Consider the following 25,108-nt stretch of genomic DNA (forward strand, 5'->3'; position numbering starts at 1 on the left):
AGCGCCTAGCGCTTCGAAACGGGCGTGTAGTCACGCTGCGCTTCGCCGGTATAGAGCTGGCGCGGACGACCGATACGCTGCTGCGGATCTTCGATCATTTCGGCCCACTGGGCGATCCAGCCGACGGTACGCGCAAGCGCGAACAGAACGGTGAACATCGTCGTGGGGAAGCCCATCGCCTTCAAGGTGATGCCCGAATAGAAGTCGATGTTCGGGTACAGCTTCTTTTCGATGAAGTAGGGGTCCGTCAGAGCAATCTTCTCGAGTTCCATGGCGACCTGCAGAAGCGGATCGTCCTTGTGACCGAGTTCCGCCAGCACTTCATGCGTGGTCTTCTGCATGATCTTGGCGCGCGGATCGTAGTTCTTGTAGACGCGGTGACCAAAGCCCATCAGACGGAACGGATCGTTCTTGTCCTTGGCACGGGCGATGTATTCCGGGATCTTGTCGACGGTCCCGATCTCGGTCAGCATGTTGAGCGCTGCTTCGTTGGCGCCGCCGTGAGCGGGGCCCCAGAGGCAGGCAATGCCGGCAGCGATACAGGCGAACGGGTTTGCACCCGAGGAACCTGCGAGGCGAACCGTCGAGGTCGACGCGTTCTGTTCGTGATCCGCGTGCAAGATGAAGATGCGATCCATGGCGCGCGACAGGACCGGGTTGACCTTGTATTCTTCGCACGGCACGGCAAAGCACATGCGCAGGAAGTTGGAGGCGTAATCCAGGTCGTTCTGCGGATACACGAAGGGCTGGCCGATATGGTACTTGTACGCCATGGCGGCGAGCGTCGGCATCTTGGCGATCATGCGCAGCGACGCAACCATCCGCTGGTGCGGATCGGTGATGTCGGTGGAATCGTGATAGAAGGCCGAGAGAGCGCCCACGCAACCGCACATGACGGCCATAGGATGCGCATCGCGGCGGAAGCCGGTGAAGAAGCGGCTCATCTGCTCGTGGACCATGGTGTGCATGGTTACGCGATGATCGAAGTCCTTCTTCTGGGCAGCCGTCGGCAGTTCTCCATAGAGAAGCAGATAGCAGGTTTCCAGAAAGTCACCCTGTTCAGCAAGCTGCTCGATCGGGTAGCCGCGGTGCAGGAGAACACCCTTGTCGCCGTCGATATAGGTGATCTTGGATTCACAGGATGCAGTCGACGTGAAGCCGGGGTCGTAGGTGAAGGCACCGGTTTGCTTGTACAGGGCTGCGATATCGATAACATCCGGCCCAATCGTGCCCGATCGCACCGAGAGGTCGACTGTCTTATCACCAAGTACGAGATTTGCGCTTTGTTCCGTCATTCTGATCCTCCAACCTGTTGGCGGCATGGCGCCCAGAAAGCGCCATAAGAGTTAAGCGTCGCAAGTTAGCTATATGATCCTAAAGGTGATGCCAAGCGCTCCTGCGACATTTTGTGCAGCGCGAAAATAATTTAGGCAGGACACGTTTAAAAGATGCCCAACCTCATGGTGTAAGAGGCCGTAACGTGAAGGAAAACCGCAGCTTGGCGAATGTGTTGACGAGGAGAATATAAACGCGCAGGTTGCGTTTATCAATCACCGTCTCTGCAGCGGAGCCGGCGGGATAAACCATCATGGCGAATGGCGGAGCGATTTTGAGGCAGCCAGCAGCAAGCCGATGATGCTTGCTTCGACACCCCACGCAATCGCACTCTGGACGCCCGAATCGGCATCGCAGACAATGCCCGCGGGAGTCCGGAATGATGGTCGAAACGACCATCATTCCGAGGATGTTTTCCTGGGATATGTGGTCAGAGACCGGCCCGTTTCCAAATGGCTGTGCACGTCGTTGAGCGAGGAGCTTTCCCACGGTCATGTGTTCCTCTTCCTGCCTGTCTTGCTAGACGCCGGCGCTGCGACCTGGTTCGCACTTCCTTGGACGCCATCGCCATTCATTCTCGCAACCATGCTTGCGATCTCGATGGTGACCGCAGGGCTGACACGGTATCGCGCGCATCCACTGTCTCGTGCCAACCTTGTACTCTGCCTGCTTCTCTCCGGTTCTGCGCTGGCAGCGCTCGAAACCTGGCGGTGTTCGACGGTCGTGCTCGATTCGCCCGTCACGACGACCATCAGCGGGATTGTCGAACGACGCGAAGCCGATGCACAGCGCCGCTGGCGCTATATCCTCAGGATCGAGCAGACATCTGAGCCCTCGCTTTCACGACCGCCACAGCGCGTCTCGGTTCTTGCCAGAAGCCAACACGACCCTGCAGACATCGGAGAGCGCGTTTCCGGCCGTGCCAGTCTGTCGCCACCCTCTGGCCCGGCGCTTCCCGGATTGAACGATTTCGCCTTCTCCTCCTACTTCGATCAAATCGGGGCCGTTGGCTTCTTTTACGGCGCGCCTAGCGTACAACCGGCGATCGATGACCAACCCGGGTTATGGTCGGACATGCAGCGAGGGCTTTTTGCGCTTCGCAGCGCAATCGGCAATCGCATCCGCGATACGGTCAAGGGGGATGCGGGCGCTTTTGCTGCCGCAATCGTGACCGACGAGCGCCGTGCAATTTCCCGTGAGACGACCGAGGCGCTTCGTCTGTCCGGACTGGCCCATATCGTCGCGATCTCAGGCCTCAACATGGCGCTGGCAGCCGGTATCTTCTTCGTCGGCGTTCGCTCCGTCCTGTCGCTGTTTCCAGGCTTTGCGCAGGCCTATCCGATCAAGAAGTTTGCCGCGTTCGGTGCGCTTGTCATGGCGACCGCCTATTACCTGATTTCCGGGTTCGGGGTTTCCGCCGAGCGGGCCTATATCATGATGGCGGTGATGCTGGTCGCCGTGCTCGTCGATCGACCCTCCATCAGCCTTCGCAACGTCGCCCTTTCGGCAATCATCATCCTCGCCATCTCGCCGTCGGAGATTCTGGGTCCGAGTTTCCAGATGTCGTTTGCGGCAACCGCGGCACTGGTGGCAGGGTTCGCCCTCTGGACGCGATATTTCGCGAAAGGAAAGGAGGAGACAAAAGGTAGCAACCGTTGGATAACGGGTATTGCGGCGACGTTGCATTTCATTGCCGGGATCGTGGTGACGTCGCTGATCGGCAGTACGTCGACGTCGATCTATTCGATCGAGCATTTCCACCATCTGACCACCTACGGCCTCGCGGCCAATCTCGCGGCCATGCCGATCATTTCCTTCGTGGTGATGCCGGCAGGTCTCGTGGCCATGCTGCTGATGCCGTTCGGGCTGGATGCTCCCGTTCTGTTCATCATGGGCGAGGGGCTGCGGATCGTCATTCGCATTGCCGAGATCGTCGCCGCATGGGGCGGCGATATTGCCATCGGCCGGCAGAACCCGCTTTTCCTGCCTCTGGCGACGGCAGGCTTTCTGCTTCTGACGCTGCTGCGCACGCCGCTGAGGTTGACAGGCGCGCTGTTCATGGCGGTGGCTTTGCTCTTTGCGGTCCGCTCAGGCTCGGCGCCGAGGCCTGATATCGTCATATCCGAAGACGGCGCATCGGTCGGCGTGATCCAGGATGACAAGATCACCCTCAATCGAACCCGACCGCCGGGATTTATCTACGATCAATGGCGGCGAGCGCTGGTGCTTGAGACCGGAGAACAACCGCTCGCCTTGCCGGTTCTTGCCTCTTCGGAACCAGCGCGAGGTGCCAGCCTTGCGAAAAGCGATGACAGACCACCTGGACCACATTCGCGACCGGATTTGACGCGCCGGGAAATCGAATATGTCAGGGGTTTTCTTCAAGCATTGAAGCCCGGACGATTCGCCTGTCTGCCGAAAATCCTGTGCGCGGCGCAGACTGCTCAGGACATCCGGATCGTCACCGTCGAAGACAACCGATACACCGGTCTTGCCTGCGATGTCGGTCGGATCATCGTCTCGCCCGGCGCACGCTTCGATACTTGCCGCTCCGGCGCCTTGCTTCTCAGCGGGCGGACGTTGCGCCGGACTGGCGCACTGGAAATCACCATTATTCCGAACGCGACAGCGCCAGACATCAAGATTACGGCGGCGATGCGAGACAGCGCACAGACCTCAAGCCGTCCGTGGACCGTCCACCGGTTCTATGACTGGCGAACGGGACAATTCGACTTTGGCATCCCGGAGGCTGTTGCTGCGCATCTCCGGGATGACACCGTTCTTAATGATAGCGGCGAATAAGGCCGACAAGCTTGCCCTGGACCTTCACCCGGTCGGGCGGGAAGATGCGGGTCTCGTAAGCCGGGTTTGCCGCTTCCAGTGCGATCGAGGCACCCTTGCGGCGGAACCGCTTCAGGGTCGCTTCTTCCTCATCGACCAGGGCAACGATGATATCGCCTGGACTTGCGGTGCTGGTATTCTTGATGATGACGGTATCGCCATCGAGGATGCCGGCATCGATCATCGAATCGCCCTTCACTTCGAGCGCGTAATGATCGCCGGAACCCAGCATCTCGATCGGAACGGCGATGTCATGGGTGTTGTTCTGGATCGCGGAGATCGGCACGCCGGCAGCGATTCGACCCATGACCGGAATGTTTGTCGAGAACGGATTGTCCGCCATGACCGGCGCCGGCTTCTGAGCGACGACCGGTTGCGTTTTGCCGAGGCTTCCCTCGATGACACTGGGAGAAAATCCCCGTCGCGGATGAAGGTTCGCCACATAGGCGTCAGGCAGCTTGATCACTTCGAGCGCGCGTGCTCTGTTCGGCAGACGGCGAATAAAGCCACGCTCCTCGAGCGCGGTGATCAGCCTATGGATGCCGGACTTCGATGCAAGGTCGAGAGCGTCCTTCATTTCGTCAAACGACGGCGGCACGCCTGATTCTTTCATCCGCTCGTGGATGAACAGAAGTAACTCCTGTTGCTTGCGTGTCAGCATGGACGGGACCCTCAGAATTGGAAACAAATGCAGAACGGACGCTATATGTTCTATCTGTGTTCCGCAAGCCCCAAATTTCTGCTCAAGAATAGTCTCATTTCAGCGTTCGATCACGTATTCAGTTCGTGCGCAGCACTTGCCGAGTTTCCCGCGATAGCCAATGTTCTGCGGAATAAGACTTTGGGGGTGTAAGTGGGTAACAAGTCAGTCGATCATTTGGTTCTGCCCGTTGCAGATCTGGCGTCAGCGCGGGGGAGGTTGACCGCTCTCGGCTTTACTGTGGCACCTGAAGGTGTTCACCCTTTCGGCACGGCCAATGCCTGCATATTCTTCGCGGATGGCTCGTACCTCGAGCCACTGGCCATTGTTAACCGTCGGCAAGCCTCGCTTGCGGCAAAACGAGGCAACGTGTTCACCGATCGCGACATCCGCTTTCGCGGCCAGCGGAAAAGGGAAGGTCTATCGGCGGTGGTCGTCGGGACGCAGGATGCAGCGGCCGATCATATCCGTTTTGTGGACGGGCACATGTCTGCGGGCGAGATGCTTCAATTCTCCCGCCCGATGCAGTTGCCCGATGGTAGGGAGAGCGAAGTCTCATTCCGTCTGGCCTTCGCGGCAGTTCCCGAGGTCGATGACATCTTGCTGTTTTCCTGCCAGCGAATGGCCGCATTACCGGAAGATCGCGGTGGTCTTGATGAGCACGCAAACGCCGTTACAGGCCTTCGAGAGATCGTATTTTCTGCAGATGACCCGCTGGAGTTTCTGCCGCTTTTCGAAACCGTGTTCGAGACGCAACCCGAGCAAGGGAAAGACGGTCTGCGGATCGAAGCTGCCAATGCCAGCATCCGCATTCAATCCAACGACACGTTCAGCGACGAGTTCCGGTCTTCGATGAAGCCCTTGTTATCGTCGCGCCTCGCTGCGCGCGGGATCATCTTCAAGACCACCGATCTCGCCGTGACAGAGATCACCCTTGCTGCTAATGACGTCGCATTCATCCGCAGGGATGGCCGCGTGATCGTGTCGGCAGCCCCGGGGCAAGGTGTGGTTTTCGGTTTCGAGGAATAGTGAAATGACAGTCTCCGCCAATTCTGAAGTGTCCGTGGGCGAGGGGAGTTCGAAAGTCGTTTTTTCCAACACGGCAAAGCTCTCGCTGATTGCCGGTCCCTGCCAGATGGAAAGCCGTGATCACGCCTTCATGATCGCGGGTACGCTTGTCGAACTCTGCAAGAAGCTCGGCCTCGGCCTCGTCTACAAATCCTCCTTCGACAAGGCCAACCGCACGTCGATCTCCGGCAAGCGCGGCATCGGCTTGGACAACGCGATGGCAATCTTTGCCGATCTGAAGACGGAATTCGGCTTTCCCGTTCTGACCGACATTCACACTGAAGAGCAATGCGCTCTCGTGGCGGATACGATCGATATCCTGCAGATCCCCGCCTTCCTGTCGCGCCAGACGGACTTGCTCGTCGCGGCCGCAAAGACGGGTTGCGCGATCAACGTGAAGAAGGGCCAGTTCCTGGCGCCCTGGGACATGAAGAATGTTCAGGCGAAGTTCCTCGAAAGCGGCAATCCCAATGTGATGCTGTGCGAGCGCGGTGCCTCGTTCGGCTACAACACGCTTGTCTCCGACATGCGCTCGCTGCCGATCATGGCGGCTCTCGGAAGCCCCGTTATTTTTGACGCAACCCATTCCGTGCAGCAGCCCGGCGGCCAGGGCGGTTCTTCCGGCGGCCAGCGCGAATTTGTCGAAACGCTGGCGCGGGCAGCCGTCGCCGTCGGCGTTGCTGGCGTCTTTATCGAAACCCACGAAGACCCTGACAACGCACCGTCCGACGGTCCGAACATGGTCCACCTGAAGGACATGCCGCGCCTTCTGGAAAAGCTGCTGGCCTTCGACGCCATCGCAAAAGGCTGACGGCGTCGAAAAACCGCCGAATTGACTGGATTGTAATCCGCGTGTCATCGACGATCGAACAATGTCGCTGACCCGCCTGTTCGCTGAGCCTGGGCATTCAGGCTCGCACATCAACCGAGGAGAGACCCTTGACCGCCATTACCGACATCATCGCTCGCGAAATACTGGACAGCCGCGGCAATCCTACCGTCGAGGTGGATGTTTACCTGGAAGACGGCTCGATGGGCCGTGCTGCCGTTCCATCGGGAGCCTCCACGGGCGCGCATGAAGCCGTCGAACTTCGCGATGGTGGCAAGCGCTATGGTGGCAAGGGCGTCGAAAAGGCCGTCGAAGCCGTCAACACCGAGATCTTCGATGCGATCGGCGGCTTCGATGCCGAAAGCCAGATCCACATCGACAAGACACTGATCGCGCTCGACGGCACCCCGAACAAGTCGCGCCTTGGTGCCAACGCCATCCTCGGCGTCTCGCTTGCGGTCGCCAAGGCCGCAGCCGAATCGTCCGGTCTGCCGCTCTATCGCTATATCGGCGGCGCTTCTGCCCATCTCCTGCCGGTCCCAATGATGAACATCATCAACGGTGGCGCTCATGCCGACAACCCGATCGATTTCCAGGAATTCATGATCATGCCTGTCGGCGCCGAAACGCTGAAGGATGCCGTGCGCATGGGCGCGGAAATCTTCCACGTTCTCAAGAAGGAACTGGCAGCACAGGGTCACAACACCAATGTCGGCGACGAAGGCGGTTTCGCACCGGGCCTGAAGAGCGCGCCGGAAGCCCTCGACTTCATCATGAAGTCGGTCGAAAAGGCTGGCTACCGGCCGGGCGATGACGTCCACCTGGCGCTTGATTGCGCGGCCACCGAGTTCTTCAAGAACGGCAAGTACGAGCTGGAAGGCGAGGGCCGCTCGCTGGAGCCGGAAGCCATGGCCGATTACCTGGCAGAACTTGCCGGCAAGTACCCGATCATCTCGATCGAAGACGGCATGTCGGAAGACGACTGGGCCGGCTGGAAGTATCTGACCGACAAGATCGGCTCCAAGGTCCAGCTGGTCGGCGACGACCTGTTCGTGACCAACTCGGCCCGTCTGCGCGATGGTATCCGCCAGGGCACAGCCAACTCGATCCTCGTCAAGGTCAACCAGATCGGCTCGCTCACCGAAACGCTCGATGCCGTCGAGACGGCACACAAGGCAAGCTATACGGCCGTCATGTCGCACCGTTCGGGTGAGACGGAAGACTCCACGATCGCCGATCTCGCAGTTGCAACCAACTGCGGACAGATCAAGACCGGTTCGCTGTCGCGTTCGGATCGTCTGGCCAAGTACAACCAGCTCATCCGCATTGAGGAAATGCTTGGGCCGCAGGCCGCCTACGCGGGCCGCTCGATCCTCAAGGCCTGATCTTTCCGGTCGACTGAGGCAGAATATCCGAGAGCCCGCGCCACCTGCGCGGGCTTTTGCGTTTTACAATTCGTGATCGCACCGTACCAAAAACCGATAGGTCAGTATTGTTGACCTGTCGAAACTTATGTAAATCGAATCCAAGAATATTGAAATAAAAGGAAACGCCCGTGCTCGATTGGGACCATATTTTCGCGACGCGCTCCAGCCGCATGAAAGCCTCCGAAATCCGCGAATTGCTGAAGTTGCTGGAGCAGCCGGACATCATTTCGTTTGCCGGCGGCATTCCGGACCCGGCGCTATTTCCGGCGGAGGAATTTCAGAAGGCCTATGCGGATATCTTCTCGGGCGCTCAGGTGAACTCCGCGCTGCAGTATTCGGTCAGCGAAGGCTACAAGCCGCTGCGCGACTGGATCGTCGCCGATGTCGCCAAGATCGGCATCGACTGTACCGCCGACAACGTCTTCATCACGTCAGGATCCCAGCAGGCGCTCGATTATCTCGGCAAGCTGTTCCTGTCACCCAACGATACGGCACTCGTGACATGGCCGACCTATCTCGGCGCGCTGTCGGCATTCAATGCCTATGAGCCGGCCTACGATCAGCTCTCGGTCAACGGCAACCGCACACCGGAAGCCTACCGCGAAACGGCGTCGAAAGCCGGTGGCTCGGTGAAGTTTGCCTATCTGTCCGCCGACTTCTCCAATCCGACCGGCGAGACGATCGATCTCGCAGGCCGCGAAAAGCTTCTGGCACTCGCCGACGAACTCGATATCGCGGTTCTCGAAGATGCCGCCTATCAGAACCTGCGCTTCGATGGCGAACCGGTCTCGCCGATCCTCGCTCTCGACATTGCCCGCAGCGGCGGTATCGAGAAGACGCGCACGATCTACAGCGGCAGCTTTTCAAAGACGCTCGCACCCGGTCTGCGTGTCGGCTTCGTCATCGGAGCGATGCCGGTCATCCGCAAACTGGTGTTGTTGAAACAGGCGGCCGACCTGCATTCGTCGACGATCAACCAGATCGCCGTCGAGCATGTCGCTTCGCGCGGTTTCGACGAACAGGTTGCCAAGATCAAGCGGGTCTATAGCGGTCGCCGCGATGCCATGCTGGCGGCACTTGCGAAATACATGCCGAAGGGAACGATCTGGACAAAGCCCGAAGGCGGCATGTTCGTGTGGCTGACGCTGCCGGAGGGAATGGACGGTGCCGAGCTTCTGGCGAAGTCGCTGGCAACCGAAAAGGTCGCCTTCGTGCCCGGCAAGGCGTTCTACGCCGACGGCAGCAACGCCAACACGCTGCGCATCAGCTTCTCCTGCGCCAACGACGAGATGATCGACGAGGGCATCAAGCGGCTCGGAAGACTGATCGGCAATGCCGAGACCCGCGAGCACGAAGCGCTCCCGATCATCTGAATATCGTTTACTAGGAAAGGGCGAACCAGCGATGGCTCGCCTTTCTCACATACTGTTGGCGACCTGTTCACCTGCCGGTGACGGTCGGCTTCGGGTGCCGCCTATCGTGTCGACGCGTCCTCCTCCGAGGCGCACAGCGCGCCCGATTGCAAACGTCGCCAATCAATCACCAGCCGGTGACGTTGATCAGGGGTTGCGCCACGGGACGCCGTCGGGCAGTTTTGCGCCCGGTATATGAGGAGGAGTTTGCATTGGCGCGTCCCTACAGCATCTATGACGTTTTCACCGACGCTAAGCTTTCCGGCAACCCGCTTGCGGTCATCTTCGATGCAGACGGTCTCGACGATGGCGCGATGCAGGCCATTGCCAAGGAGATGAACCTCTCGGAGACGGTGTTCGTCCAGACGTCGACGAACACTACCCATTCGGCAAAGCTGCGAATCTTCACACCGGGCCGGGAGCTTCCGTTCGCGGGGCATCCGACGGTCGGGACGGCCATTGCCCTTGCCGAGCGCACCCATGGCCTCGACAGTGATCTTGATCTGGTCTGCGTTCTCGAGGAAGCGGTCGGTCCGGTTCGGTGCGCGGTGCGTCTGCGCCAGGGGGAGGTGGGCTTTGCCGAATTCGATCTGCCGAGGAAGTCGCAGCGGATCGACCTCGCCCTGAACCGTCAGGGCATCGCTGACGCGCTCGGCGTCGAGTTGAAGGATATCGGGTTCGAAAACCACGTCGCGTCGATCTGGAGCGCCGGTGTGCCTTTCCTGATGATCCCGCTGCACAATCTCGCAACTGTCCAGGACATGGAATTCGATGCGCCGCTCTGGGAGAAGGTCGCGCCCTTCGTCGAGGGTGCGCTCGCTTCGGCCTATGTCTATTGCCGCGGCGGCGTCCATCATCAGGCGAAATTTCACGCTCGGATGTTTTCGCCCGATATGGGCATAGCGGAAGACCCAGCAACGGGTGGGGCGGTGGCTGCATTGTCCGGCGCGATCCATCATTTCGATGGCCTCCCGGATGGACATCACCCTCTTCTCATCGAGCAAGGCGTCGAGATGGGGCGGCCGTCCTTTATCCATCTCCATATCGATGTGCAGGACGGGGCCATTGCAAAAGCCCGGATCGGGGGACAAGCGATCCGACTTGCCGAAGGTATTATCGAAATCTAGACGTTGTTTCACAACCTATTGATTTTGCTATTATAAGACAGGATATCGTCACAATCACGGTTCGCTGGTGCAAAAAAGAGGCTGCTGATCCAACAAATTTCGCGGGAGGTGCTGGACAAGCCCAAACTTCCTCTTTATACGGCCCTCACACCGGCGGAAACGACGCTTCGCCAAACCGGTTACGGGTGATTAGCTCAGTTGGTAGAGCAGCTGACTCTTAATCAGCGGGTCGTAGGTTCGAGCCCTACATCACCCACCAAATCAATCCTTTACATCGAAATGTTCAAATGCCGGTTTCACCGGCAAATGGCGTTTCCGTTGCCGTCGAGGACGCAGTTTCGCTATGTCGCGCCGACGCTTCCGGGGCGTCGTGACGGCCGTTCTTCGATGACGCCGGGTCTGCGCCCGCCGATATGGCCCGAGACGCCACCGCCTTCTGGCCTTCCTTCAAAATTCTCGTTTCCATAGGTGCCGTAATATCCGCCCGTCCCATCCGGCTGAATTTCGGTATTGCGAAACTGCTGTGCTTCAGCCGGCAAGGCGGCGAGCGTGACCGCAAAGGCAGCGATCAGGGTTCTCATCGGAATCTCCTCCCGTATGATAGTCTATCACAATCTGAATAGCGCAACTCTGGGGCTTCCTGCCGAGCAAATGTCGGCTTTTTTGTACCACCCTGCATTTGTCTCGGGCGAGGTTGCAATTCGTTCGGAACCCTCTGCGCGCGCATGCATTTTGTCCGCATGTTGAAAATCTGCGGAGCATCCTCGTCGTGAAAGCGATCCTTCTACTTCTGAGCGGGCTTGTCTTGGCCGTCACGGTTTTCTTGAGTGGCGTTGCGGCCACGGCCTATCTCATTGCCGAGCCGGCGCCTCATCGCTTTTCCAACGTTGACCATCCTGATCTTTGGACCTCGACACCCGTGGTCGTGAGCAGCGGCGATCAGCGTTACGAGCGGATTGCTGCTGTGACCGCAAAGATCGATTTGCCAGCGTCGGATGCGCAGGGGCAGCCCGTAGCTGCCCAGGACCAGGCGACGGATGCGGTGGACGGCGTCCAGACGGCTTCATTGGATGAGACAGACCAGGCGTCGGTAGACCCTGCGTCCGATGCATCGGTTAACCAGGCGCATGCCGACTGGTGCTTCGCGCGCTACCGTTCCTACAGGCTCGAGGACAACACCTACCAGCCTTACAGGGGTGGCCAGCGTCGGGCTTGCCAGTCACCGGTCGCAATGTCGCATGGTCAGGACAACATTGTTTCTGGCAACGAGGACACCGGCATCGAAGGCCAGGGGCTGGTTCAGCAGGTCAGCGCCACGAGCACGATGATCGGGCGTGGTCAAGACGGCCGTCTTGTGCGTGAAACTGACCGCTCGTCTTCGCCGCAAAACGCCTCATACGACGCAACATCCATGGGGAACCCGGCGCACGAGGAGTGGTGCCTGTCGCGGTACCGTTCATACCGCGCCAACGACAACAGCTACACATCCTACGGCGGCATGCGCCGCACGTGTCAGTCCCCCTACGGCTGAGACCTAGTTCAGCCCGTTTTCAGCAATGTGACCGTCGGCTGTTCGTCTTCCTTCAAGCCTTGAACCAGTTTGGCGAGCCAATCCACGAAGACCCGGACCTTGTTGGAGAGGTGCCGGGTTTGCGGGTAGACGATGTAGAGCGGCAGCGGTTCGCACTCCCATTCGGCGAAGATCTCGATGAGTTCGCCCCTCTGCACATGCTCCTGGACCATGAACCGCGCCGCCTGCGCGATCCCGAGCCCCGCGACCGCCGCGTTGACGTAGGAGCGCGCATCATTCACCGAGACGACGTAACGCGGCATGATCTCCAGCGTCTCATCCTCTTTGCAAAAGTCGAAGGTCATGATCCGGCCGGCCGTCGCGTTGAGGTAACCGACAGAGAAATGGTCGGTCTCCAGATCTCGCGGATGGGTCGGCATACCGAATCGCTCAAGATAGTTCGGGGATAGGTAATTGCGCATGCGAAGCTCGCCGACTTTGCGCGCAATCAGCGACTGGTCCTTGGGCGTGCCGCCTCGAAGAGCACAGTCGACATTTTCAGCAATGTAATCGACCAGCCGGTCGCCGACCCCGATATCCAGCTGGATCTGCGGGTAGCGCTGGTAGAATTCGCACAAATTGGGGATTACGACGAGGTCGGCGAACGCCCCTGCCATCTCGACACGCAGTCGGCCCGTGGGTTGGTTCTGCGATTTCGACATCGTGCCGTCGAGTTCTTCAAGCTCCGACAGGATCTGCACGGCGCGCTCGTAGTAGAGTGCTCCATCGGTCGTGACCATCACCCGACGTGTCGTGCGGTTGAGGAGCTTCGTGCGCAGATGCGCCTCCAGACCCTGGACCATGTTGGTGGCCGTGGTCTTGGGAATATTGAGGGTCGCGGCAGCACGCGTGAAGTTGCCCGTTTCGACGACGCGCACGAAGACGCGCATAGAGGAAAGCTGGTCCATCGTTGATCCCGTTCGAAAAGTTGTATTATTCGCCTATCCGGAACAGTGTTGCCGATTTCAGCGACTTGTGAGTTCTGTCAGGAACAATAATATCAGGGTCAAGTTATTCGGCAAGATGCCTTTCGCCAATGTGGCTTTTTGGCTCCATAGCGAGGAGGACTGGATGACGGACTGGAACAAGAACGCGGATATCGAATGGGCAGGCCTGCCCGTTTGCATACACCGTTACGAAGGCCAGCCGGCAGCCAAAGTCGCGCCGATTATACTCTATCTGCGCGGATCCGCATTCCAGCAAGGTGGCCTGCGGGACCGTGAAGTGCCGATCGGAAAAGTCTTCTCGGAGGCGGGTTCGATCGTTGTCGAGGCGGATTATGGTGCCGCCTCGGGCAACCTGTTTCCGCAGGCAATGGAATGCGCCTTCGCGGCGTTGGCCTATCTCAGCAGCAACCGCAAGCGCTTCGGGTCCGCCCGTTCCCCGCTTTTCGTTGCGGGCGATGAGGCCGGCGGCAACGTGGCGGCGGGTGTGGCTTTGAAGGCGCGAGACCAATTGCCGGGCGAGCTTCGGGGACAGATCCTTCTGTCGCCGATGATCGATCCGATGATGGCCTCGAAATCGTTTCGTCGAGCCGACGAGATCGGCATGCGCGAGAAATGGTCCGACGGTTGGAGCCATTATCTGCGTTCGGCCTGCGGTTTCCAGCATCCCTATGCTGCGCCCTGTCTGTGTTCGCGGCTATCCGGTCTTGCGCCGGCTCTGGTCGTGAGCTCGGAAGACGATCCGCTGCATGACGAGGTTGTCAACTATGCGGACCGGCTCGAAGCCTCGGGCGTCTCGGTCAGGCAGAAAATATTCCCGAAAGGCGCAGGCTGGACGGGTGTCTACAAGGGCGGGCAGGGGAACTGGATGGCGGGTCTTTCCGCCGAGTTCAAAGGCTTCGTCGAAACGTTGAGTGAATAAGCAGACGTCGATTTCTAGCGTTTGACAACGGTTTTCTCCTCCTCCCTGGGGCAGGACCGTCAGGAGATTATGATTATGTTGAAGATCAAAAACTGGGCCCCGTGGGGCGCCGGAATAAGTGTTGCTGCGCTCATTGCAGGCGCTTCGCTCTCTATCGATACGCCGACAGGCGCCCATGCGGCGCCCGCGGAAGCGGCGGCTCAGCCGGCGGTGCCGGTCACGGTTGCCGCCGTGCAGCCGAAGAACGTCACCACCTGGCAAGAGTTTTCCGGCCGTCTGGAAGCTGTTGATCGCGTCGAGGTTCGCCCAAGGGTGGCCGGCGCAATCCTGTCCGTGCATTTCCGTGAAGGCGGTCTCGTAAAGGAAGGCGATCTTCTGGTCTCGATCGATCCCGAGCCCTACAAGGCAGCCGTCGCTCAGGCGGAGGGACAGATGGCATCCGCCCAGGCAAGGCTTGATTATGCCGACACCGAGCTGGAACGGGGCAAGACGCTCGCCTCGCGCAACACCATATCGCAGAGCGATCTTTCGCAGCGTCAGAGCGCCCGCGCCGAAGCGATCGCCAATGTACAGGCAGCGAGGGCAACGCTGAAATCGGCGCAGATCAATCTGGATTATACCCAGATCCGTGCCCCGATCTCCGGGCGTGCAGGTCGCATTGAAGTCACCGTCGGCAATCTCGTGGCGGCAGGCTCTGCCTCGGCGGTGCTGACGACGCTCGTGTCGAGCAGCCCGATCTACGCAAGCTTTGATGCAGCCGAAGAACTGGTGGCCCGCACACTGGCCCAGGTCGACGTCAAGGACGGCGTGCCGGCGATTGGAGACGTTCCGGTTGAGGCCAGCACGCTCGCGTCAACGACGCCTGTCCGTGGCAAGCTGCAGCTGATCGACAACGAGGTCAACGCGGCAAGCGGCACGATCCGCGTCCGCGCTGTCTTCGACAATCCGGGCGGGCGCTTGATCCCCGGTCAGTTCGTGCGGGTCCGCATGGGTGAACCCAAGGCCGAAGATCGCCTTCTCGTCAGCGAAAAGGCGATCGGCACCGATCAGGACAAGAAGTTCGTGCTGGTTGTCGAAGCGGGCGACAAGGTCGGCTACCGGCAGGTTCAGCTCGGATCGGTGATTGATGGTCAGCGGATCGTCGAAAAGGGCCTTTCTGCCGGCGATCGTGTCGTCGTCAGCGGGCTACAGCGCATCCGCCCGGGCGCGATCGTGGCGCCGCAGGACGAAGTCGCCACCAAGTGACTTGATGCGGTCTGCTTCTCCCTAACTGGAGGGGCGGGCCGCAACCACAACTACAATTGCGAGACACGGTAAGCACTCGCGTCCTGCACAGGCCGCGAGAGGGGAGCCTGTTGTTTCTGTTCGACCCTGGAGAGAGGGCTTAGACAATGAATATTTCAAGATTTTTCATCGACAGACCGGTTTTTGCTGGCGTTCTGTCCATCCTGATCGTGGTCGCCGGCCTGCTTGGCATGCGCGCACTCCCGATTTCCGAATATCCGAACGTGGTTCCGCCTTCGGTCGTCGTGAAGGCGACCTATCCCGGTGCTAATCCGGTCGTGATTGCCGAGACGGTTGCGACGCCGCTAGAAGAGCAGATCAACGGCGTCGAAGACATGCTCTACATGTCGAGCCAGGCCACATCGGACGGCGTCATGACGCTGACCGTAACCTTTAAGCTCGGCACAGATCCGGACAAGGCGCAGCAACTGGTGCAAAACCGCGTCAGCCAGGCTGAACCGCGCTTGCCATCCGAGGTGAGGGCGCTCGGCATCACCACGATCAAAAGCTCGCCCGACTTCATCATGGTCGTCAATCTGGTCTCGGATAGCGACCGTTATGACCTTACCTACCTTCGCAATTACGCGACGCTGAACGTCAAGGATCGGCTGGCACGGATCGAAGGCGTCGGCCAGGTGCAGGTCTTCGGCGCCGGTGACTATTCCATGCGTGTCTGGATCGATCCGCAAAAGGCTGCCGAGCACAATCTTGCGGCAAGCGATGTGACGGACGCAATCCGCGCGCAGAACGTTCAAGCCGCAGCCGGCATTATCGGCGCCTCGCCGAACCTGCCGGGCACCGACCTGCAGCTCAACGTCAACGCGCAGGGACGTCTGCAGTCGCCCGAAGAGTTCGGCAACATCATCGTCAAGAGCGGCGCCAATGGCGAGATCACAAGGCTTCGCGACGTCGCGAGGGTCGAAATGGGCGCCGCCGACTATACGCTGCGGTCGCTTCTAGACGGACGCCCGGCCGTTGCCATTCCCGTCCTGCAGGCTCCTGGCTCGAATGCGATCGAGATCGCCGATACGGTCCGCGCGACCATGGATCAGCTCCAGCTGGCGATGCCGGAAGGTGTCAAATACGAGATCGTCTACGACACCACGCAGTTCGTTCGCTCGTCGATCGAGAAGGTCGTCGATACGCTTCTCGAAGCCATTGCGCTGGTCGTCATCGTCGTCATCGTCTTCCTGCAGACCTGGCGTGCCTCGATCATTCCGCTGATCGCGGTTCCGGTCTCCATCATCGGCACGTTCGCCGTGATGTATGCGCTCGGCTTCTCGATCAACGCGCTGACGCTGTTCGGCCTTGTGCTGGCGATCGGTATTGTCGTGGATGACGCGATCGTCGTCGTCGAGAATGTCGAGCGCAATATCGAAAACGGGCTCAATCCGCGCGATGCCACCTACAAGGCGATGCGCGAAGTCTCCGGCCCGATCATAGCGATTGCGCTCGTCCTTGTCGCCGTATTCGTGCCGCTCGCCTTCATCTCGGGCTTGTCCGGCCAGTTTTACCGGCAGTTCGCGCTGACCATCGCCATCTCGACCGTGATCTCGGCGATCAATTCGCTGACCCTGTCGCCGGCGCTGGCAGCGCTTCTCCTCAAGGGCCATCATGCGCCGAAGGACCGGCTGACGCGGGCTATGGACTGGCTGTTCGGCTGGTTCTTCCGCGGCTTCAACCGCGTCTTCGGTTCCGCCTCCAACGCTTATGGCCGCACGGTGGGCGGCCTTCTGTCGCGCAAGAGCATTGTCATGGTGATCTATCTCGCCCTGATCGGTGCAACCTACAGCGTGTTCAACGCGGTGCCGGGCGGCTTCGTACCGGCGCAGGACAAGCAGTATCTGATCGGCTTTGCACAGCTGCCGGATGGGGCAACGCTTGACCGTACCGAAGATGTGGTGAAGCGCATGAGCGACATCGCCCTGGAGCAGCCGGGCGTCGAGCATGCGATTGCATTTCCGGGCCTGTCGATCAACGGCTTCACGATCGGATCCAATTCCGGCATCGTCTTCGCAGTACTTGACGACTTCGAGAACCGCACGACGCCGGAGCTTTCGGGCGGCGCCATCGCCATGGCACTGAACCAGAAATTCGCCGGTATCCAGGATGCCTTCATCGCCATGTTCCCGCCGCCGCCGGTCAACGGCCTCGGCACCACGGGCGGCTTCAAGCTGCAACTCGAAGACCGTGCCGGTTACGGTTACCAGGCACTGGACGATGCAACCAAGGCCGTGATTGCCAAGGCCATGCAGGCGCCGGAACTTGCGGGTATCTTCTCCAGCTTCCAGATCAACGTTCCGCAGCTGTTCGCCGATCTCGATCGCGCCAAGGCCGAACAGCTGGGTGTCTCAGTGACAGACGTGTTCGAGACGCTGCAGATCTATCTCGGCTCGCTCTATGTCAACGACTTCAACGCCTTTGGCCGTACCTACAGCGTCCGTGTTCAGGCGGATGCGCAGTTCCGCGCAAAGCCCGAGGATATCGGTGCGTTGAAAGTTCGCTCGCAATCGGGCCAGATGATCCCGCTATCGGCGCTCCTCAAGGTGGACGCCCAGACGGGGCCGGAACGCACGACGCGCTACAACGGCTTCCTCGCCGCCGATATCAACGGAGCGCCGGCACCTGGCTTCTCCTCCGGTCAGGCGGAAGCGGCGATCACCAAGATCCTCGACGAAACACTGCCGTCAGGCGTTGCCTTCGAGTGGACCGATCTCACCTACCAGCAGATCCTTGCCGGCAATTCGAGCATCATCGTGTTTCCGCTCGCCCTGCTGCTGGTCTATCTTGTGCTGGCGGCGCAGTACGAAAGCCTGACGCTGCCGATTGCGATCATCATGATCGTGCCGATGGGCGTGCTGGCGGCACTGACGGGTGTCTGGCTGACGGGAGGCGACAACAACATCTTCACCCAGATCGGGTTGGTGGTGCTGGTCGGACTGTCGGCGAAGAACGCGATCCTGATCGTGGAATTCGCCCGCGAGCTGGAGTTCGAAGGCCGAACGCCGTTCGAGGCTGCAGTCGAATCCAGCCGCCTTCGCCTTCGCCCGATCCTGATGACGTCGATGGCCTTTATCATGGGCGTGGTGCCACTGGTCGTGTCCACCGGTGCCGGTGCGGAAATGCGCGTCGCCATGGGCATCGCGGTATTCTCCGGCATGATCGGGGTGACCTTCTTCGGCATCTTCATGACGCCGGTCTTCTATATGCTGGCGCGCCTGATGACCGGAATGCGGCCTTTACGGCAGCACGGTTTGGAGGCGCCGCCCGCTCTCTCTCCAGCGGAGTAGCTGGCCTCCAGGCCCTGCGGGTTCTTCCTCTGGAAGGATCCGCAGGGCATTTTGAATTGTGCCAAGCCATAATGGGCCAGGGTTAACCTTACCCCGTAACCATTGGTAAAGGCTGTGATTGCGCTCCTTACCAATCGGTGGCAATCAGTTCGCACGCCCCTCGTAGCTCAAAGCCAGAGCAGCTGCTTCGTTTGCAGCCGATCCAGGTTCAATTCCTCGGCAGGGGCACCATCTTCCTTTCTCGCTAGATCGCGCCACCGTCGATCACCAGTGTCTGCGCAGTTATGGCAGCCGCGGCGCTCGACGCGAGAAACAGACAAGGGCCGACGACATCCTGCGCCACCAGACTGCGTTTGAGGCACTGGCGCCCGATCATCGCGGCGATGTCTTCGTCCTTCAGCCACAAGTCCTTCTGCCGCTCGGTGACGATCATGCCGGGCAGAATGGCATTGACCCGGATGTTTTCCGGCCCAAGCCTGCCGGCGAGGCTCTTGGTCAAGCCGACGATACCGGCCTTGGCGGTTGTGTAGGATGGCATTCCACCCATGTTGAGCATCCAGGCGATCGACGAGAAATTCACGATGGCACCACCGCCGGCCAACCGCATATGCGGCACGGCGGCTTGCGATGTAAAAAACACCTGCTTCAGATTGATCGCCTGGCTGAGGTCCCAGTAGTCTTCGGTGATATCATCGAGATCCCGGCGATCGTCCCAAGCGGCATTGTTCACGAGCACCGAGAGTGACCCGAGGCTTGCTGCCGCATCATCGACCGCATGTTTGATGGCGTCGGTATCGCGCAAGTCCGCCCTTATATATTGGACTGGATGATCGTTGATCGCGGAAAGCCGGTCCGCCAGTGCTGTGCTGGGTTCGTCGGCAATGTCGATAAACGAGACCTTCGCGCCATGGGCCGCGAATCCCTCGACAAGCGCCGCTCCAATGCCGGATCCGCCGCCCGTGATCAGCACGCCGCGGCCGCGCAGATCCGCGTGCCCCATCAAATCCTCATTCATAGGGTTTTCTCCATTCCCATTCTCAGTTCTAACGCTTCGAACCTCGCCGTCAATTGCGCCGGCTCCCTCCTATCTGTAGTCCGGATGCGTATCCGGTCCTGCAAATCCCGTCAGTCTCTCCAAAAGGAATTCCGCATTGTCAGTCTCCCAAAACGTCATCGTCCTGCCGACCAGAGGTTATCGCGGCTTTCTCTTCGACATGGACGGAACGATCCTCAATTCGATTGCTTCTGCCGAACGTGTCTGGGGACGCTGGGCGGCAGAGCAGGGGCTCGACGTGGAGAAATTCCTGCCCTTCATGCACGGCAAGCGCGGCATCGATACGATCACCAGCCTCAACCTGCCGGGTCTTGATCCGGCAGTGGAAGCGGAGAAGGTTCTGCGCGGCGAGATCGACGATGTCGAGGGTATCGTTCAGATTCCCGGCGCTGCTGATTTCTTGGCAAGCCTGCCCGCGGGGCAATGGGGTGTCGTGACGTCGTCGCCGCTGGAACTCGCAAAGGCAAGACTTGCCGCAGCTGGCCTTGCGATACCGTCCATGCTGGTCACTGCCGAGGACGTCACGATCGGCAAACCGGACCCGCAGGGCTACAGGCTCGGCGCGAAACGGCTTGGCGCAGACCCTTCCAACGTGATGGTGTTCGAGGACGTCCCTGCCGGTATCTTGGCCGGTGAGGCGGCGGGTGCCGATGTCATGGTGATCACCGCCACTCATACCCACGACGTCGAAGGCGGGCACTTCCGGATCCCGGATTATACCGGTGTTTCGGTAAGCGTCGCCAACGACGGCGTCATCACCTTTCAGTCCAGAGCGTGAGAGGCTGACGCCGGTCTTCTGGTACCGGTCAGGCAGCCCTGCTGGATGTTTTCATGAACTGGACGGTGGCGATCCACAGTATGACGCCGAGGCCAAGCAGGGCGGCAGCAATGGCGTACTGGACCGGATCGCGACCGGCCCAGGGGCCTGCAAGAAACACGCAGGAGATCACACCAAGAACCGGCAAGATCGTTGGTGTCCGGAAGTGCTTGTGATCGACCTTGTCCTTGCGCAGCACCAGCACGGCGACATTGACGATCGCAAAGACGCAAAGCAACAGAAGAGCAGTCGTCCCGCCAAGAGCGGGCACGCCGCCGGCAAAGAGAATCAGACAGACGGCGAGAAGCGATGTGAAAACGATTGCGATATACGGCGTGCGGCGCGTTGCGTGCACCTTGCCGAGCATGGCGGGCAGCACATTTTCGCGGGCCATGCCGTAGATCAGTCGGCTTGCCATCATCATGTTGATCAGCGCCGAATTGGCGACGGCAAACATCGTGATGATTGCAAAAATGCTGATCGGGAACGCGGGCGCTCCGGCCTGGATGACTTTCAGAAGCGGTGTCTCCCCTTCGCCCAGTTCGTTCGCCGGCACCAGAGTAATCGCAGAGATTGCCACGAGAATGTAGATCACGCCGGTGATCGCGAGACCGGTCAGCAGCACTTTCGGGAAGAGACGGCTTGGCTCCTTGCACTCTTCGGCCATGTTGACCGAGTCCTCGAACCCGACCATCGCGAAGAAGGCAAGACCGGTTGCGGCGACGACTGGCCAGAACGTTCCGCTGCCTTCCGGTGTGGCGAACGTCCAGGCACGCGATACATCGCCCTCGCCACCAGCAATTGCCCAGAGGCCGATGCCGATGATGATGAGAAGGCCGGTCAGTTCCACAACGGTCAGCACGACGTTGAGCTTTACGCTTTCACCGACACCGCGGAAATTGACCGCCGCCACCAGCGCAATGAAGCCGACGGCAATCAGCGGTACGCCCCAGACCCCGAGATCCAGCCCGAGCGACGTCGAGAAGTTGGCGGCAAACGCCCGCGATGCCGTCGCCGCAGACGTGATGCCTGATGACATCACAGCGAAGGCGACAAGGAACGTCACGAAATGGACGCCGAAGGCTTTATGGGTGTAGAGCGCGGCACCAGCTGCCTGCGGATATTTGGTGACGAGTTCAAGATAAGAGCAGGCGGTGAGCAGGGCGACAAGAAAAGCGATGAGGAATGGAAGCCAGACAACGCCTCCAACTTCAGCGGCCACTTGTCCGGTCAGCGCGTAGATCCCCGTTCCGAGAATATCGCCAACGATGAACAGCAGCAGCAGGCCGGGGCCCATCACGCGCTTGAGTTCAGGTGTTTCTTCTTTCGCGCCGAACGCCTCTGCCATGACTGCCTCCCAACATGGTCCTACATGGCAACACTAATGGGAACATCACACGATTGTTCCATGTTTGGTATGGCTTAACCGATCACGCCGAGCGTTACAGCCGCGACGACGCCGTAGCGAAGCGTCTTGCCGATGAAGACCAAAACAAGGAACGTTGGCAGCGGTTCTTTCAGAACACCCGCGACCACGGTGATGGCATCGCCGCCGATCGGTAGCCAGCTCAGGAGAAGCGACCACTTTCCGTATTTGCGATACCAGGTCTTTGCCTTCTCAAGCTTGTCAGGCTTGACGGGGAACCAGCGTCGGTCCCGGAACCGCTCCACGCCCAATCCCATCAGCCAGTTGACCACCGAGCCGAGCGTGTTGCCGACGGAGGCCGTGAGGACGAGGGCCGCAAGCGCATAGCGATCCGACAGGATGAGGCCGACAAGGACCGCTTCCGACTGCATCGGAAAGATCGTGGCAGCGATGAATGCAGCAAAGAACAGGCCCGCATAGGCGGCAAGATCGACCATGGAAAACCGGGTTTAAAACGTGGAAATGAAAAAGGGCGGGAAACGACCCGCCCTTTTGTTCGGATGGTGAAACGCCTCAGACGTTGCTGATCTGCTTGGAATCGACGGCTGTGTCGTCTGCAACAGGCTTCTGAGCCTGGTGGCGGGTACGCCAGTCGCCAAGGAACAGCAGGATCGGCGCTGCGATGAACACCGACGAGAGGGCAGCGACGAGAATGCCGAACACCATCGGGATTGCGAAGCTGGAGACGGCGCTGCCGCCCCAGATAGCCATTGGCAGAAGCGAGAGGAACGCTGTCGCCGAGGTATAGAGGCTTCGAGCCAGCGTCTCGTTGATCGACAGATCGATCACGTCGCGCAGCGGCATCTTCTTGTAGAGGCGCATGTTCTCGCGCATGCGGTCATAGACCACGACCTTGTCGTTGACAGAGTAACCGACCAGCGTCAGCAGGGCTGCAATCGCTGTCAGGTTGAAGTCGAGACCGGTGATCGCGAAGAAGCCGATCGTCTTTGTCACATCGAGCACGAGTGTCGCGATGGCACCGACGGCGAAGGGCCATTCGAACCGCACCCAGATGTAGATCATCATGGCAATCGAGGCAAGCAGGACCGACAGGAAGCCGGCAGTCGCAAGTTCGCCTGATACCTTCGGACCGACGACTTCGGTACGCTCAACCTTGGCAGTCTGGTCGATCTTCAGGACTTCCGTCTTGAGCTTTTCGACAGCCTCTGTCTGGGCTATCTCGCCGCCCGGCTGGCGCTCGACACGGACCAGGAGCCTGTTGTGGGCACCGAATTCCTGCAGTGCCACTTCGCCGAGACCGAGCTCGTTGAGGCCCGAACGGAAGGACGCGAGATCCGCTTCGTTGGCGGTTACGACTTCCATCTGGATACCGCCGCGGAAGTCGACGCCGTAGTTGAGGCCCGGCGTTACGAACAGCACGAGCGAGGCGATCGACAGGAGAACCGACACGCCGATACCGATGAAGCGACCCTTCATGAACGGGATACGCGTACCATCTGGAACGAGATTGATCGGTAGAAGCGGCTTGATCTCGATCTTCTTCAGCTTGCGCTGTGCGGCAATGTAGATCATCGCGACGCGAACGACCGACACGGCGGTGAACATCGAGATCATGATGCCGAGGCCCATGGTGACCGCGAAGCCGCGGACAGGACCGGAGCCGAACCAGAACAGAAGGACGGTCGCGATCAGCGCCGTGACGTTACTGTCGACGATGGTCGAGTAGGCGCGGGCAAAGCCCGAGTCGATTGCCGCAAACGCGCTCTTGCCCTTGCGGGTTTCTTCCTTGATGCGCTCGTTGATCAGAACGTTCGCATCGACTGCAAGACCAATGCCGAGCACCACGCCGGCGATGCCGGGCAGGGTGAGCGTCGACCCGATCAAGGTGAGGCCGGCAAAGGTCAGGACGACGTTGATGAGAAGCGCAGCGTTGGCCAGAATGCCCCAGCTTCCGTAAAGGAAGAAGATAAAGCAGACGACGAGGACGAAGCCGATGAGGCCGGTGAAGATGCCCATTTCGATCGCATCGGAGCCAAGGTCGGCGCCGACGGTGCGTTCTTCGATGACAGTGAGCTTGGCGGGCAGGGAGCCGGCGCGCAGCAGCGCGGAAAGGGTGGTCGCGTCCTCAGGCGTGAAGCTGCCCGAAATCTGACCGGAACCGCCGGTGATCGGCGTCTGGATGACGGGTGCACTGAGCACCTTGTTGTCGAGCACGATCGCAAACGGACGGCCCACATTGGCCTGTGTGATCTGGGCAAAGCGGGCTGCACCGGCACTGTCGAACCGGAAGGTGACGATCGGCTGGCGGCTCTGCTGGTCGAAGGCAGCGCGGGCATCGGTCAGGCGGTCACCGGAGAGCTCGACGCGGTCGAGCACCGGATACTGCTGGCCGCTTTCGTCTGCGATCATGGTTACGCCCGGCTGGCCCTGGTCACCGAGAAGGTGGAAGCTCATCTTGGCGGTCGAGCCGAGAAGCTGGCGCAGGCGCGAAGGGTCCTGTTCGCCTGGAAGCTGGACGAGAACGCGGTCCGAACCCACACGCTGGATCGTCGGCTCGGCGACGCCGACCTGGTCGACGCGCTGGCGGATGATCTCAAGGCTTTGCTCAACGGCAGCGTTGATATGGGAGGTGATCCCCGCATCCGTCTGGGCGATGGAAATCGTGTTGTCGCCCTGGCTGGTGATGGAAAGGTCGCTGCCACCAACCGTCGTGCCAAGCCCGATCGGGTTCGCGAGCGTCTGCAACTCGGTGACGGCCTGATCGCGCTGCGCTGGATCGCGAAGCGTAACAAGCACAGCCTCGCCCGAGCGACGGATAGCCGATGTTGCGAGGTTCTTTTCGCGCAGAACGCGGCGTGCATCCTGGATCAGGCCCTGGACACGCTCGTTGATGAGATCAGCGCGGTCCACTTCCAGCACCAGATGCGAACCGCCGCGAAGGTCGAGACCGAGCGACACACGGCTGTGAGGCAGGAAGGAAGGCACGCGGTCGAGGACCGATTGCGGCAGAATGTTCGGCATCGCCACCAGGAAGCCGAACACGATGACAAGGATATAGCTCGCCACCAGCCAGGGTGAATTTCTCATGTTTTAAGATCCTG

19 protein-coding genes and 2 tRNA genes are annotated in these 25,108 nt (G+C 60.0%); 13 read left to right on the plus strand and 8 right to left on the minus strand.

Features of this window, described 5'->3' with window-relative positions; translation table 11 throughout:
* Nucleotides 1-5: 5 nt before the first annotated feature.
* Nucleotides 6-1,295 (minus strand): citrate synthase, encoded by a 1,290-nt coding sequence (gene gltA / locus BLW69_RS12530; RefSeq protein WP_062457278.1) that lies wholly within the window; start codon nucleotides 1,293-1,295, stop codon nucleotides 6-8.
* Between the two features lie 337 nt (nucleotides 1,296-1,632).
* Here gltA and BLW69_RS12535 point away from each other — a divergent pair, with 337 nt between their 5' ends.
* Nucleotides 1,633-4,137, plus strand: a complete 2,505-nt coding sequence (locus BLW69_RS12535) for a ComEC/Rec2 family competence protein (RefSeq protein ID WP_092662193.1) — start codon at nucleotides 1,633-1,635, stop codon at nucleotides 4,135-4,137.
* Here BLW69_RS12535 and lexA read toward each other — a convergent pair.
* The gene (gene lexA / locus BLW69_RS12540) at nucleotides 4,118-4,837 is read right to left on the minus strand and encodes a transcriptional repressor LexA (protein WP_062457274.1); all 720 of its coding nucleotides are present in this window, start codon (nucleotides 4,835-4,837) and stop codon (nucleotides 4,118-4,120) included. The two genes, BLW69_RS12535 and lexA, sit on opposite strands and share 20 nt — an antisense overlap.
* A 192-nt stretch (nucleotides 4,838-5,029) precedes the next feature.
* Between lexA and BLW69_RS12545 the strand changes: the two genes are divergently transcribed.
* The 6 genes from BLW69_RS12545 (at nucleotide 5,030) to BLW69_RS12570 (ending at nucleotide 10,998) form a co-directional block, all read left to right on the plus strand.
* Complete coding sequence (locus BLW69_RS12545; protein ID WP_092662195.1) at nucleotides 5,030-5,905, plus strand: VOC family protein; 876 nt, start codon at nucleotides 5,030-5,032, stop codon at nucleotides 5,903-5,905.
* A 4-nt stretch (nucleotides 5,906-5,909) separates the two neighbouring features.
* A complete protein-coding gene (kdsA, locus tag BLW69_RS12550) occupies nucleotides 5,910-6,755 on the plus strand; it encodes a 3-deoxy-8-phosphooctulonate synthase (RefSeq protein WP_092662197.1) in 846 nt (281 codons plus the stop codon).
* A 128-nt stretch (nucleotides 6,756-6,883) separates the two neighbouring features.
* Nucleotides 6,884-8,158 (plus strand): phosphopyruvate hydratase, encoded by a 1,275-nt coding sequence (eno, locus tag BLW69_RS12555; protein WP_062457265.1) that lies wholly within the window; start codon nucleotides 6,884-6,886, stop codon nucleotides 8,156-8,158.
* Between the two features lie 170 nt (nucleotides 8,159-8,328).
* Nucleotides 8,329-9,573 carry an aminotransferase-like domain-containing protein gene (locus BLW69_RS12560; RefSeq protein ID WP_092662199.1) on the plus strand — a complete coding sequence of 415 codons (1,245 nt, stop codon included), beginning with the start codon at nucleotides 8,329-8,331 and terminating at the stop codon, nucleotides 9,571-9,573.
* A gap of 251 nt (nucleotides 9,574-9,824) precedes the next feature.
* Nucleotides 9,825-10,739, plus strand: a complete 915-nt coding sequence (locus tag BLW69_RS12565) for a PhzF family phenazine biosynthesis protein (RefSeq protein ID WP_092662201.1) — start codon at nucleotides 9,825-9,827, stop codon at nucleotides 10,737-10,739.
* A gap of 183 nt (nucleotides 10,740-10,922) precedes the next feature.
* Nucleotides 10,923-10,998, plus strand: a tRNA-Lys gene (locus tag BLW69_RS12570).
* An 82-nt stretch (nucleotides 10,999-11,080) separates the two neighbouring features.
* Here BLW69_RS12570 and BLW69_RS12575 read toward each other — a convergent pair.
* Entirely contained in the window at nucleotides 11,081-11,320 is a 240-nt protein-coding gene (locus tag BLW69_RS12575; RefSeq protein WP_092662202.1) for a hypothetical protein, read from the minus strand.
* A 188-nt stretch (nucleotides 11,321-11,508) separates the two neighbouring features.
* Between BLW69_RS12575 and BLW69_RS22790 the strand changes: the two genes are divergently transcribed.
* Complete coding sequence (locus BLW69_RS22790; RefSeq protein WP_162759420.1) at nucleotides 11,509-12,270, plus strand: BA14K family protein; 762 nt, start codon at nucleotides 11,509-11,511, stop codon at nucleotides 12,268-12,270.
* An 8-nt stretch (nucleotides 12,271-12,278) separates the two neighbouring features.
* Here the strand turns inward: BLW69_RS22790 and BLW69_RS12585 are convergent, their stop codons facing one another.
* Nucleotides 12,279-13,217, minus strand: coding sequence for a LysR family transcriptional regulator (locus BLW69_RS12585; protein WP_062580582.1), 939 nt, complete (start codon nucleotides 13,215-13,217; stop codon nucleotides 12,279-12,281).
* 163 nt (nucleotides 13,218-13,380) lie between these two features.
* Here BLW69_RS12585 and BLW69_RS12590 point away from each other — a divergent pair, with 163 nt between their 5' ends.
* The 4 genes from BLW69_RS12590 (at nucleotide 13,381) to BLW69_RS12605 (ending at nucleotide 18,980) form a co-directional block, all read left to right on the plus strand.
* The gene (locus BLW69_RS12590) at nucleotides 13,381-14,175 is read left to right on the plus strand and encodes an alpha/beta hydrolase fold domain-containing protein (protein ID WP_092662558.1); all 795 of its coding nucleotides are present in this window, start codon (nucleotides 13,381-13,383) and stop codon (nucleotides 14,173-14,175) included.
* Between the two features lie 72 nt (nucleotides 14,176-14,247).
* Complete coding sequence (locus BLW69_RS12595) at nucleotides 14,248-15,420, plus strand: efflux RND transporter periplasmic adaptor subunit (RefSeq protein ID WP_175487270.1); 1,173 nt, start codon at nucleotides 14,248-14,250, stop codon at nucleotides 15,418-15,420.
* A gap of 146 nt (nucleotides 15,421-15,566) precedes the next feature.
* On the plus strand, nucleotides 15,567-18,749 hold the full coding sequence (locus BLW69_RS12600; protein ID WP_092662208.1) for an efflux RND transporter permease subunit: 3,183 nt from the start codon (nucleotides 15,567-15,569) through the stop codon (nucleotides 18,747-18,749).
* A gap of 155 nt (nucleotides 18,750-18,904) precedes the next feature.
* Nucleotides 18,905-18,980: transfer RNA gene (locus tag BLW69_RS12605), tRNA-Thr, on the plus strand.
* A gap of 13 nt (nucleotides 18,981-18,993) precedes the next feature.
* On the opposite strand, the gene BLW69_RS12610 is transcribed toward BLW69_RS12605, so the two are convergent.
* Nucleotides 18,994-19,764, minus strand: coding sequence for an SDR family NAD(P)-dependent oxidoreductase (locus BLW69_RS12610; RefSeq protein WP_092662210.1), 771 nt, complete (start codon nucleotides 19,762-19,764; stop codon nucleotides 18,994-18,996).
* A 136-nt stretch (nucleotides 19,765-19,900) separates the two neighbouring features.
* Here BLW69_RS12610 and BLW69_RS12615 point away from each other — a divergent pair, with 136 nt between their 5' ends.
* Complete coding sequence (locus tag BLW69_RS12615; protein ID WP_092662212.1) at nucleotides 19,901-20,581, plus strand: HAD-IA family hydrolase; 681 nt, start codon at nucleotides 19,901-19,903, stop codon at nucleotides 20,579-20,581.
* 28 nt (nucleotides 20,582-20,609) lie between these two features.
* Here the strand turns inward: BLW69_RS12615 and BLW69_RS12620 are convergent, their stop codons facing one another.
* The 3 genes from BLW69_RS12620 to secD form a co-directional block, all read right to left on the minus strand.
* Nucleotides 20,610-21,968 (minus strand): APC family permease, encoded by a 1,359-nt coding sequence (locus BLW69_RS12620; RefSeq protein ID WP_092662213.1) that lies wholly within the window; start codon nucleotides 21,966-21,968, stop codon nucleotides 20,610-20,612.
* 74 nt (nucleotides 21,969-22,042) lie between these two features.
* Nucleotides 22,043-22,483: a YqaA family protein gene (locus BLW69_RS12625; protein ID WP_062457227.1), complete on the minus strand. Its 441-nt coding sequence runs from the start codon at nucleotides 22,481-22,483 to the stop codon at nucleotides 22,043-22,045.
* 76 nt (nucleotides 22,484-22,559) lie between these two features.
* Nucleotides 22,560-25,094: a protein translocase subunit SecD gene (gene secD / locus BLW69_RS12630; RefSeq protein WP_092662215.1), complete on the minus strand. Its 2,535-nt coding sequence runs from the start codon at nucleotides 25,092-25,094 to the stop codon at nucleotides 22,560-22,562.
* Nucleotides 25,095-25,108 lie beyond the last annotated feature (14 nt).

This window comes from Rhizobium sp. NFR12 (genome assembly GCF_900108545.1).
Lineage (GTDB): Bacteria > Pseudomonadota > Alphaproteobacteria > Rhizobiales > Rhizobiaceae > Neorhizobium > Neorhizobium soli.

Coding starts and splice junctions, on each gene's coding strand:
- secD (WP_092662215.1), bottom strand. CDS start 25,094: ATGAGAAATTCACCCTGGCTGGTGGCGAGCTATATCCTTGTCATCGTG.
- BLW69_RS12610 (WP_092662210.1), bottom strand. CDS start 19,764: ATGAATGAGGATTTGATGGGGCACGCGGATCTGCGCGGCCGCGGCGTG.
- lexA (WP_062457274.1), bottom strand. CDS start 4,837: ATGCTGACACGCAAGCAACAGGAGTTACTTCTGTTCATCCACGAGCGG.
- BLW69_RS12625 (WP_062457227.1), bottom strand. CDS start 22,483: ATGGTCGATCTTGCCGCCTATGCGGGCCTGTTCTTTGCTGCATTCATC.
- BLW69_RS12600 (WP_092662208.1), top strand. CDS start 15,567: ATGAATATTTCAAGATTTTTCATCGACAGACCGGTTTTTGCTGGCGTT.
- BLW69_RS12620 (WP_092662213.1), bottom strand. CDS start 21,968: ATGGCAGAGGCGTTCGGCGCGAAAGAAGAAACACCTGAACTCAAGCGC.
- BLW69_RS12590 (WP_092662558.1), top strand. CDS start 13,381: ATGACGGACTGGAACAAGAACGCGGATATCGAATGGGCAGGCCTGCCC.
- kdsA (WP_092662197.1), top strand. CDS start 5,910: ATGACAGTCTCCGCCAATTCTGAAGTGTCCGTGGGCGAGGGGAGTTCG.
- BLW69_RS12575 (WP_092662202.1), bottom strand. CDS start 11,320: ATGAGAACCCTGATCGCTGCCTTTGCGGTCACGCTCGCCGCCTTGCCG.
- BLW69_RS12585 (WP_062580582.1), bottom strand. CDS start 13,217: ATGGACCAGCTTTCCTCTATGCGCGTCTTCGTGCGCGTCGTCGAAACG.
- BLW69_RS12535 (WP_092662193.1), top strand. CDS start 1,633: ATGATGCTTGCTTCGACACCCCACGCAATCGCACTCTGGACGCCCGAA.
- gltA (WP_062457278.1), bottom strand. CDS start 1,295: ATGACGGAACAAAGCGCAAATCTCGTACTTGGTGATAAGACAGTCGAC.